The sequence below is a fragment of the Paenibacillus sp. 01L418 genome (assembly GCF_056400045.1).
Genome location: NZ_JBFTSN010000189.1, coordinates 1 through 11,615, shown reverse-complemented (window position 1 = coordinate 11,615; position 11,615 = coordinate 1). Strand labels below are relative to the sequence as shown.

The window sequence follows — 11,615 nt, the reverse complement described above, 5'->3', positions numbered from 1 at the left end:
GTACGTACACACATGGCAGTGGATTTGAAGACAAAGGAACATATTCGGGGCATTCGTAAAGCTGGCCGTATTGTCGCTGCCTGTCACAAAGCGCTCTCGAAACGGATAGCGCCGGGTGTCACCACGCAGGAGATTGACCGGTTTGTTGAGCGGTTCATGCTGGATCGAGGGGCGACTCCGGCGCAGAAAGGCTATAAAGGATATCCATTTGCTACGTGTGCCTCCGTTAACGAGGTTGTTTGCCATGGCTTTCCAGACTCTGAGCCGCTGGAAGCCGGTGATATTGTTACGATTGATATGGTGGCTGAATTGGACGGATGGAAGGCTGATTCAGCATGGACCTATGCGATTGGCAAGACGAATACGGCCACAGAAAAGCTGCTCCTTGCAGCAGAGCAATCGTTAAAAGATGGAATAAAGCAAGCAGTGCTAGGCAATCGACTGGGAGACATCGGATACGCGATTCAAAGAAGAGCGGAAAGAGCTGGTTTTGAGGTAGTAACAGCTTTTGTTGGTCATGGCATCGGCAGAAGCATGCATGAATTTCCTCAGGTGATGCATCATGGCTTGCCTGGTCAGGGGATTTTGCTTGAAGAAGGCATGGTGATAACGATAGAGCCGATACTTACAGCAGGAAGAGCTGACGTATATATAGCACAGGATGGGTGGACGGCTCGGACTAGAGATGGGGCCTGGGCGGCGCAATTTGAGCATACCGTGGCGATTACGAAGGAAGGTCCAATCGTGTTGACCCGCTGGGAATAATGATATTAATTTTAACTAACCACAATCAAAAGTCGAGCCTGTGCAGGATCTAACTGCTGCTCGGCTTTTTTAGTTTGCCTATTTTCGTGCGTTGGCTGAATGTTCGCCACTTACATTCAATGATAATGCCAAAGCAGTCATGAATAAAGAGCTCTTTTCTGTGGAACGCGAGCGGGAAGAGGAGTGGAAAAGAAAGCTTGTCCATCTCCACAATCAACGCAAATRGTGAACATGTTCATGCTGCTAATTATTTAGAAGTGATCATCTGATTTTTTTTGGATGATCACTTTTTTTGTTTGCATTTTATAAAAATGGTCAGTTTAAGTTAGGTTTTCTAACATAAATGACTTTATGATCACCATGAATATAACGCATTCAAGTTAGTTTTATTTGGATTGCACAATAATGTGCGCCCAATTTTAGCTAACTTAGCTATTGTTCCTAGGTATTTCGAATGATAATATGTCATATAAATTAACATAAAAACCAATATCATCTGACGATTGTTAAGCGAAAAAGGGGGAGACGATGTGAATGATGCGGCAGGGAAAGAAATCGTAGCCTTTAACCATGTAAGTAAAATATATAATACTGGAACCATCGCGTTAAGTGATGTTCATTTCTCCATAAAAGAGGGAGAATTTATCAGCTTTCTAGGGCCGTCTGGTTGTGGAAAGTCTACTGCGCTTCGAATGGTAGCAGGGCTGGAGGAGGCAACCTTTGGTGGTGTGCTGGTGAATGGCAAGGAACCGAAGCAGCTGATCCGTGAGTCGAACGATATTGCCTATGTATTCCAAGAAGCTAATTTATTGCCGTGGCGCACTGTGCTGGACAATGTCATTTTACCTCTGGAGCTCAGAGGTGGAAATATGAAAGAAAATAAAGAAGCGGCTAAACAAGTGCTGGAGATGGTTGGTTTAAAGGACCATTTTAAAGCATATCCAAGGCAGCTTTCCGGCGGCATGAGAATGCGAGTTTCCATTGCCCGCGCTTTAGCAGCGAAGCCAAAGCTTCTGCTCATGGATGAGCCCTTTGCAGCGCTTGATGAAATTACAAGGCAAACCCTCCAAATGGAGCTGTTTGATATATGGGAACGTGAGAAAATGACCGTTTTGTTCGTGACGCACAATGTGTTTGAAGCGGTTCTGCTATCCTCCAAGATTGCCGTCATGTCGGCACGTCCTGGGAAATTATCTGCTTTAATTAATGTGCGGCTGCCTTATCCAAGGACGCTTGGCATGCGAACCGAGCGGGATTTCGGTAAATATGTTGAGCTGGCCTCAACTTATTTGGAGCATGGCACTCATCGGAAGGAGCTGGGTTAATGTCGATCTCATCATTTGAAACCTTGCAGCCTAAGCTTGAGACGCCAGTTGTTGTGAAGAAAACAAGCCGAAATTTTGGATATACATTCAAACATTATTATCTAGGACCGATTGTGGCCTTTGTTCTTGTAATGGCGCTCTGGCAGCTCATTCCTGCTTGGCTTGGCATGAAACCTTTTATTTTCCCTAAACCGACGGATGTGTTGAAAGCAGCAATCGAGGACTGGTCTATTTTGTGGGAAGCCGTGCGCATTACTGTTTTGGAGTCGGTAGTAGGCTTTTTGCTTAGCGCGGTGATCGGTATCTTCATCTCCATTTTACTTGCCAGTTCACTCATTATGGAGCGAAGCATTTATCCATACGCCATTATCCTTCAGACCATTCCCGTTGTTGCTGTAGCGCCGCTTGTCGTGATCTGGTTTGGCGCCGGCTACAATTCTATCGTCGTTATCTCCTTTTTAATCGGATTTTTCCCTGTTGTCTCCAATACATTAATGGGATTAAATTCAGTGGATTCCAATATGGATGAGTTGTTCACGCTTTACAATTCATCAAAGTGGCAAAAAATGTGGAAGCTTCGCCTTCCTGCTGCAATGCCTTACATCATGGCTGGTTTGAAAATATCGTGTACCCTATCGATTGTCGGAGTCATTGTAGGGGAGTATGTTGCAGGAATCGGGGGCGGCAAAGGCGGGCTCGGATACGCCATTACGATAGCTGCTGTACAGATGAAAACACCTTTTTTATTTGCTTGCGGTATTGCTTCAGCTATTTTAGGCATCAGCTTCTATCTCATCGTCAGCATGATCGCTAAGCGAGTACTGGGCTCATGGCATGAGTCCGCGATGAAGACAAGAAAATAAATAGAAAAAGTGGAGGAGAGACAAAATGAAAAAATGGATGAAATTCGGGGGAGTTGCTTTATCGCTAACGCTAATGATGGTCTTGTTCGCAGCATGTGGAGGGAAGTCTGGAAATAACACACCGGCAAGTACAACAGAGAATTCACCAACTGCAGAAACGGCTGCTACAGAAGCGCCCAAAGCTCCTGTAGAAACGAAGAAAGCAAAGCTTGTTCTGAACTGGTTCCCGAAGGCACAGCATGGCGGTGTATATGCGGCCAAGGAGCAGGGGATTTTTGAAAAGCATGGTTTTGATGTTACGTTAGAGCCGGGAGGCCCGCAGGTTTCAGCTGTGCAAATCGTCGCTTCTGGAAAAGCGGAATTCGGTCTTGCTCATGCGGATCAAATCGTTATCGCTAAAAATCAGGGGATTGATTTGGTTGTCGTAGCAGCGGCGCTTCAAGGCAGTCCGCAAGCATTCATGTTTCAAGAAAGTACAGAGGTAAATAGCTTCGAGGACCTCAATGGCAGAACCGTATTTATTCAGCCGGGCATTACGTATTGGGACTTTTTGAAGAGCAAATATGATTTGAGCGGAGCAAAAGAAATGACCTACACTGGCCAGCATGTCAATTTTCTTGCTGATCCAGAATCGGTCACTCAAGCATTCCTAACTTCAGAGCCGTTCTTCATGGAGAAGGAAGGCGTAAAAACAAAAACATTGCTTATTTCCGAATCTGGTTATAATCCATACAATGTAGTATTGTTCGTCACAAAAGAGTATTTGGAGAAAAATAAAGAGACCGTTGGAAATTTTGTGGCTGCCTTCTCCGAGGGCTGGATGTCATATAAGGATACTTCTAAGGAAGTGAATGCCGCTATTCATGCAGCTAATCCGAATATTGATCTTGATGCGATCGATTTTGAGGATCAAGCTCAGAAGGAGTTTGTTTATGGCGGGGATGCTGCTGAGCATGGATTTGGCTATATGACAGAGGAACGTTGGTCGACGCTGATCAATCAGCTTGCTGATCTAGGGCTGCTCAAAAATAAGTTCGACGCCAAGGAGATATTTACGACGGAGTTTTTGCCTGGTAAATGATAAGTGGATAGATTTATAGAAAGGGATGCAGACACGTTACCGTGATCTGCATCCTTTTTTCATGTGAGAATATAGCTTTTCGATAAGAAGCTTGAAATAATTTGGTAAAGTTTAGTTTAAATGATTTTTTCCGTGCACATGCGCCGCTGTCGGTATTGACTGAAGGAATTTACAGTAATAGGATATAAGAACTGGGATAAAAACAATCTGTTTATATAGATAAAAGTTCATTTAACTGCACCAAGTATTGGTTAGGAGGTCTTGCTTTGTCTGTGATACACGAATTTTCACAATCCATTCCTGAATGGGATAGAGGCAGTCTGCACGCTGACTGCGAGAATTGTTTTGGTTTATGCTGTGTTTCATTGCCGTTCACAGCTTCTATAGATTTTGCGATCGATAAAGACGCCGGTCAGCCCTGCAGCAATTTGCAATCGAACTTTCGCTGTGGCATTCATCAAAGTCTTAGGGAGCGGGGATTTAAAGGTTGTACAGTTTACGATTGTTTTGGAGCTGGTCAACAGGTTTCACAGGTAACCTATAACGGACAAGATTGGCGGCAGGTACCAGATACCGCGGAGCAAATGTTCGAGGTATTCCGGGTCATGCGGCAAATCCATGAGCTGCTTTGGTATTTAAACGAGGCGCTTGCACTGGAAACGACACAATCGATTCACGATGAGCTTAGATTTATGCTCGAAGAAACAGAACGGTTCACTCGCCTGAGCCCGGATTCATTGGTGGAATTGAATGTGTCAGCACATCGTTTGGAAATCAACAAGCTGCTTCTTAAAGCAAGTGAGCTTGTACGCGAGAAAGCCATTCGTGCGAATAAGCAGAGTAACACTCGAGGCCGTAAGAAGACCTACGAAAGAGGCGCCGACCTCATTGGAGCTAAGCTTAGAGGTGCTGATCTTATCGGAGCAAATTTAAGAGGGTCTTATCTGATTGCTGCGGACCTCAGAGATTCCGATCTTAGAGCGGCTGACCTTATCGGAGCTGATTTTCGAGACGCTGACCTCAGTGGTGCAAACCTCTCAAAAAGTCTCTTTCTCACGCAGTTTCAGCTTAACGCTGCCAAAGGGAATGCAGATACAAAAATTCCGCCGACCCTTACTCGTCCAACACACTGGTTAGCATAGAAAATGAACGAATGCCTAAGTGTGCAATTGCACTCTTTTATATTAAAAAGGCCAACCATAAGATTCTGGTTGGCCTAATTATACGAATGGCTGCCGTTAGGCAGCCATTTTACTTTTAATTGGTTTGTTGCCGATGGAACAATTGCCTCCGCAAACCGCAAACCACAAACCACAAACCACAAACCACAAACCACAAACCACAAACCACAAACCACAAACCACAAACCGCAAACCACAAACCACACGACGCAATCTGCAAAACGAATGCTTCAGAGCCAACCATTATCATTCAAAGATGAACTCTGAATTCTACAATCGGCTAACGAACACCAGACACCTTATTTGCGATAAATTTGCCTGTTTTTCAATCTAACGAACTCAGCGCTGCTTATTTTGCGATTTTCCGCACAGATGAAAGTAATTTTGTGTAAATAACGTGGTTTAAGTTCGTTAGAAAAGAAATTGGTCTTAAAAGCCACAAATTCCGCCGTCTGAGTTCGTTAGCAACAATGTGCCGCTTATACAGCGGCGATTTTCCACACGTTTGAACGTAATATTGTGTATACAACACCATCTGAGCTCGATAGGGTGAAGCCAACGTAATTCAAGCGCCCATTACACCGAAGAATCGAAACAATCGGCGATTGAGTCGCATTATAGATGCGAAGTTTCTATGCTAGTTGGAAGCTTTTTGCGCTGAGATAATCAGGAACATCGGTCTGCGGTTCTCATCAAACATCAGCGGGTTATTCATCATTTCCTCTGAAGGCATTGGTTCCTTAATAGCTTTTAACTCAAAGCCAGCGCTAATCACGTCGTTCATATAGGTTGAAACGGTGCGATGATATTTAATCACATTATCGGTTAGGAAGGAGGTTTTGCGTAAGCCTTCTGACTGATATTGATCAACTGGCCAGTGCAGACGGTTTCCATGGTCATCATAATGCCAATCTTGTTCATCACGGGAAGTGAATATAGGGTGCTCTACTGAAAAAATGAAGGAGCCTCCCGGCTTTAGACAAGCATGTATCTTTTTGCACAGGGTCTCGAAGGATTCGATATAGTGAAAAGCTAATGAGCTGATAACGATATCAAATTGAGAATCTGAGAATGCGATATCTTCAATCGGCATTTGTATGTAGGTAATGGCGGTGTCATTCGTTTGCTCCCGAGCTTTTTGCAGCATGTTCTCGGATATATCAACACCTACGACTGAGCTTGCTTGCTGTTCACGAGCATAGAGGCAATGCCATCCGAAGCCGCAGCCTAAATCAAGCACGCTTTTACCACTTAAGTCTGGCAGTAAGGATTTGAATACATGCCACTCTCCCGCAGCTTCAAGTCCATGGGTGGAACGAGCCATTTCCTTATATTGTGAGAAGAAAGTTGAATCATCATATTTATTTTGTTTCATTCCATTGTACCCCCATATACTAAAATAGCCTTCACCAACATGCTAACTGAACTTTACTCATTTATCAATAAACCTGGCTTTACACTACTGCTCTTTGTTGAGATCACGCATTACTAGCCAAATATAATAAAATACCCCTTTCTGCTCTACATAAAGCAAAGGAAAGGGGTACAATATAAGTAATCTAACTGTGCTGCGATTATTCGCAGAGAGCAGAAAGTGTTAACCCAGCTTCGTTTTACGATAATCGGAAGGCGTTACGCCAAAGCTTTTCTTAAACATTCGGTGGAAGTAGGAGCTGCTCGTATAGCCGCTCTTTACCGCGATATCTACGATCGACAAATCGGTATTCTCCAAATGCTCCTTCGCACGTTCCATACGTACATTATTAATGACATCAACAATAGTAGCAAGCGTCTGCTGCTTATATACCCGGCTCAAATAGATGGATGACATGTCTAATTCATCAGCAATCCAGTTCAGGCTCAAATTCGGATTCGCGTATTCCTTTTGGATAAGATCGTTAATCTTGCGAATTAGATCACCTTGTTTGGTGGAGCGCTTCATTGAAAGCTTCATTTGAATGTCATCGAACAAGGAGAAGAAAACTTCATTAAGCTCATTAATCGTTTCAAAATGATCTGGTGTTGGAATATGGATGCTTAGGCTTGCTTCAACGTCCAAGCTGTTGTTTTTTTGGATCGTGAACAAAATATTGTTGACGGTCATCGTTAGATGCGAGATGGCGAGCTGAACGACATGGATCGGATATTGCGCCGTTTCCTGCACGATTTCTGCAAACAGTTTTTTGGCTTCCTCGGTCTTTGAGGTCATTAAGGCATCGGTCAATTTCCGCTCTTTGTCAGCAGGGAAGATATATTCCTTCGATTTCAGAGATATGATATCCTGTCCGTTAATTAAAGAGCCCAGACCATAGAATAAACGGTGCTGCGATGCTTCCTTCACCAGCTTGTAATGGGTAGAGAGCTGCTGTGCCTGAAAGGCCTCAGGGCTATACGTAATCGAGAGACCAATTTTCAAAAAGTCCAACGAGGAACGCTGAATTTTGGCAAGCATGTTTCGAAGCATCTCGTCATCAAGCTCATCGGATTCGTCGGGCCGGCCTAGAAGCATGATGACATAATCGGCATCCATGTCGACGGTTTCTACGCGATAATCGTTATGAGCAATCTCGGAAGCGATATTCATAATGGCAAACTTATAGACATGCAGATCGTCGCCGCGATTTTGCTTCAGAGCCGCGAGCTCGTCAATTTTTAAGAGGACGACGCGGTAACGCGCATGGAAGTCGAAAGTAATTCCGCTGACCATCAGCTTCTGCAGCTGTGCGTTCGTTTGCAGCGATTGCGAGCCTTGGATAAGGCTGCGCAGCATATTTTGCCTAATGGTATAGGAACTGTTGCGTTTTTCTGTTTCGAGAATGTTCATCTTATTCATAATTTGATGAATAGGACGATACAGCATACGAGAGAGCAGCCATGAAATGAATAAGCCGATGACCAAAATAATGACAGCAATCATGATCGTTGTATTCCGGATGGAATAAATAGCTTTAGTTACATGCTTGTATGGTGTCACACGTACGTATTGCCAGTCCAAGGAATCGGGAGAAGTATACGAGATAAGAGACTTCTTTCCGTCAAAGTCGGCAACAACATAACCGGACTCTTTGTTTTTAATCTTTTCATTAATGATGCGGTTATCCTCGTTGCTTAGTTTTTTAGGTAAAAGGGTATCGCCGGATAACAGAAGGTTCTGATTGTCGAGAATATAGGATTTACCCTCGCTGTCGCTCTTATTGACGCCAATGTCTTTGTTGATCCAAGCGGAAGAAATATTAATAATAACAGCAGAATTAATCGTCTGCGTTCGACCGATAGCATCATAACCTAAATAGGTATAAGCCTTCGTTAACTGCTCACCGGTGAGGTTAACCGTTTTATACGTTCTCGGAATAGGCGTGAACGGACGATACTCCTGGTAGTTATCGAGAATATCAAGTATCCCTTTATCCGCAAGCTCCTCTTTATTGAACGTGCCCCCTTCGGCTTGACGGCTGGCAGTGTAAAACAAGCCATTGGCCGAATTGTACACATAAATGGATTCAATGAACGGCATAGAGTTCAAATAGTTGTTCAATTCGTTCATCGCTGCTGTAACATCATAGATGTTAGGGTCATTGTAGAACATTAGCTTAGAGACACTGAAGGTTCGATAGATTTGGAAGGAGAGGGACTGTGCGCTCTCGGTCATGCTGATGACTTCTTTACTCGTTTGGGTTAGATTGCTGACGTCTGACTGGTAGGCTTTCTTCAAGTCAATCTGCATGTAAGTGAAGAAATTAAACAAGGAGGATACCATTAGAGTAAGCACGATGCACAAAGTGATCGTGAACAGCAGCTTACTGTATAGTTTTCCGTTGTTTTTCAATTGAACAGCTGGCATGTTGGCTCCCCCTTTATATATGTAGAACATTTTGGAATTAACATGGTTAACTGTATTAGCGTAAGCGCTTCCCTATATAGCCAAACGTTGATCGTGTGCCTTTTAGGAATTAGTTTGAATATTTCACTAGTCAGCTCGCTGATACAAGGAACATTATAATCTTCACTTGCAGCTTGGTGCAATGAACCAAATAAATGAAGGTGAATGAACTTGATTTTATGGAGTGAACAATATAAACCACAGTGAACTTATCGGCGAAACGCTGGAAGTTGGATGACAACGGGGTGCTTTATCCGTTAGAATGTCACGGAATTCGACGCTAATGGCAGAAGGGACCGTGAAGATATGATTAATACGAAGCTGAAGCAGATTTGGTATGGAGGAGATTATAATCCGGATCAGTGGCCGGAGGAGATATGGCATGAGGATATGCGTCTGTTTAAAGAAGCGGGAATTAATGTAGTAACGCTTCCTGTATTCAGCTGGGCGAAGCTGCAGCCATCGGAGGATACGTATGATTTTGGCTGGCTGGACAAGCTGCTGAACCTCATCGCGGAAAATGGGATTTATGCTTGTCTCGCCACATCAACCGCTGCACAGCCGGCATGGATGTCGCGCAAATATGAGGATGTGCTGCCTGTTGATGTGGACGGAAGGAAGCGCACGCATGGCGCACGTACGAACTTTTGTCCAAACAGCAAGACCTATCGCAGATTATCGGGTCAGCTGGCGCGTAAACTAGCCGAGCGATACAAAGATCATCCGGCACTGCTCATTTGGCATATTAACAACGAATACGGCACGCATTGTTATTGCAGCAGCTGTGCGGCGGAATTCCGCGAATGGTTGAAGGTGAAATACGAGACGATTGAGCGGCTGAACGCTGAGTGGAATATGAGCTTTTGGGGACACACCGTCTATGAATGGGAGGAAATCGTACCGCCATCCAATTTAAACGGAGATAACCGTAATTTCCAGCCCATGGCGATTGATTACAAGCGATTTATGTCCGATTCTATTCTCGGCTGCTACCAAATTGAATATGCGGAGCTGAAGGCGGTTACGCCGGATATTCCGATTACGACGAATATTTGGGGCTTATTTAACGGTCTTGATCTGAAAAAATGGGGCGAAGCGATGGATGTTGTCTCTTGGGACAGCTATCCGCAAATGAATGAGCCTATGGGCAATGTGGCGATGCGCCATGACTATATGCGCGGCTTAAAGGACGGCAAGCCCTTCATGCTGATGGAGCAAACACCGAGCCAGCAAAACTGGCAGCCTTATAATAGCTTAAAGCGTCCCGGCGTGATGCGGCTTTGGAGCTATCAAGCCGTTGCGCATGGCGCTGACACGGTTATGTTCTTCCAGCTTCGCCGCTCATTCGGGGCATGCGAGAAATATCATGGTGCAGTTATCGAGCATGTTGGTCACGAGGATACGCGAGTATTTCGTGAATGTGCTGCGCTCGGGCGTGAGCTTGATGAACTTGGCGATCGTTTGCTTGATTCAGAGGTTCATGCCGAGGTCGCGTTATTGTTCGACATTGATACATGGAACGCGGTAGAAATTACGAGCGGACCGAGTGTTGACCTGAATTATTTGGATCAAGCGCAAAAGTATTACAAAGCATTTTACGATCAGAATGTGGCGATCGATGTGCTCAGTCCGCTGAGCGATTTCTCCAAATACAAAATACTTGTTGCTCCCGTGCTATATATGTTAAAGCCAGGTGTTGCTGAGCGAATTGAAGCGTTTGTACAAAATGGAGGCACCTTCATCACCACCTTCTTTAGCGGCATCGTCAACGAGAACGACTTGGTTACGCTTGGCGGATACCCGGGCAAGCTCCGCAATTTGCTGGGACTATGGGTGGAGGAGATTGACAGCCTGCTGCCTGAGATGCGCAATAGTGTTGAAATTGGCGAGGCATTTGGCCATGTAGCAGGAACGTATGAGTGCGGTTTGCTATGTGATCTTCTTCATCTTGAGGGTGCGAGAGCAATCGGGACGTATGGCAAAGATTTTTACGCGGGCATGCCAGCGCTGACGGTAAACGCATTTGGTTCAGGTGAAGCCTATTACGTAGCTACAGCGCCGGAACAAAAGCTGTTAGCGGATCTGATCCAAACGTTGTGTGCAAAACATCAGATTGTTGCTCCGTTCACAGCGGCAGCAGGTGTAGAACTCGCACAGAGAGTTAAAGGGGATCAAGTATATACGTTTGTTTTGAACCATAACAGCCATCAATCGACGATTTCTCTCGAAAATGTGAGCTATTTCGACCTATTAACTAATCGTCAGGTGAGTGGAACGGTAGAAATAGAGCCGCATGGCGTTATGATTTTGCAAAAAGCATAAGCAATGATTCTAAAAACCACGATTTCGTTCGTCTCGAATGACACTTCGAGCAGACGATCTTGTGGTTTTTTTGACGCCTATTCCGTGTGAAATGGCTTGTTAATACATAAAAGTTTAAATCGTTCACTGTTCATTTCGCTAATTCGTTCACTGACTTTGCAATCTTACTCTTTCTCCCAAAACAGGGGCGGCGTACAG

General features: G+C 44.5%; 8 protein-coding genes. 6 read left to right on the top strand and 2 right to left on the bottom strand.

Translation table 11 applies throughout. The annotated features are described in order from the left end of the window. The first annotated feature begins 12 nt into the window (after positions 1–12). The 5 genes from map to AC1DSE_RS20435 all read left to right on the top strand — a co-directional run bounded on the left by map (position 13) and on the right by AC1DSE_RS20435 (position 5,176). Positions 13–765 carry a type I methionyl aminopeptidase gene (gene map, locus AC1DSE_RS20455; RefSeq protein WP_477510150.1) on the top strand — a complete coding sequence of 251 codons (753 nt, stop codon included), beginning with the start codon at positions 13–15 and terminating at the stop codon, positions 763–765. Positions 766–1,295: 530 nt separating this feature from the next. Then, positions 1,296–2,090 carry an ABC transporter ATP-binding protein gene (locus tag AC1DSE_RS20450; protein ID WP_477510151.1) on the top strand — a complete coding sequence of 265 codons (795 nt, stop codon included), beginning with the start codon at positions 1,296–1,298 and terminating at the stop codon, positions 2,088–2,090. Then, positions 2,090–2,953 (top strand): ABC transporter permease, encoded by an 864-nt coding sequence (locus AC1DSE_RS20445; protein WP_076268378.1) that lies wholly within the window; start codon positions 2,090–2,092, stop codon positions 2,951–2,953. Before AC1DSE_RS20450 ends, AC1DSE_RS20445 begins: the two co-directional genes overlap by 1 nt. A 25-nt stretch (positions 2,954–2,978) precedes the next feature. Further along, positions 2,979–4,034, top strand: coding sequence for an ABC transporter substrate-binding protein (locus tag AC1DSE_RS20440; RefSeq protein WP_477510152.1), 1,056 nt, complete (start codon positions 2,979–2,981; stop codon positions 4,032–4,034). Between the two features lie 266 nt (positions 4,035–4,300). Further along, on the top strand, positions 4,301–5,176 hold the full coding sequence (locus AC1DSE_RS20435) for a pentapeptide repeat-containing protein (protein ID WP_477510153.1): 876 nt from the start codon (positions 4,301–4,303) through the stop codon (positions 5,174–5,176). Positions 5,177–5,852: 676 nt separating this feature from the next. Here the strand turns inward: AC1DSE_RS20435 and AC1DSE_RS20430 are convergent. Next, positions 5,853–6,590, bottom strand: a complete 738-nt coding sequence (locus AC1DSE_RS20430; RefSeq protein WP_477510154.1) for a class I SAM-dependent methyltransferase — start codon at positions 6,588–6,590, stop codon at positions 5,853–5,855. Between the two features lie 222 nt (positions 6,591–6,812). Continuing rightward, positions 6,813–9,056: an AraC family transcriptional regulator gene (locus AC1DSE_RS20425; RefSeq protein WP_477510155.1), complete on the bottom strand. Its 2,244-nt coding sequence runs from the start codon at positions 9,054–9,056 to the stop codon at positions 6,813–6,815. 345 nt (positions 9,057–9,401) lie between these two features. Here AC1DSE_RS20425 and AC1DSE_RS20420 point away from each other — a divergent pair, with 345 nt between their 5' ends. Further along, a complete protein-coding gene (locus tag AC1DSE_RS20420; protein WP_477510156.1) occupies positions 9,402–11,417 on the top strand; it encodes a beta-galactosidase in 2,016 nt (671 codons plus the stop codon). The last annotated feature ends 198 nt before the right edge of the window (positions 11,418–11,615 follow it).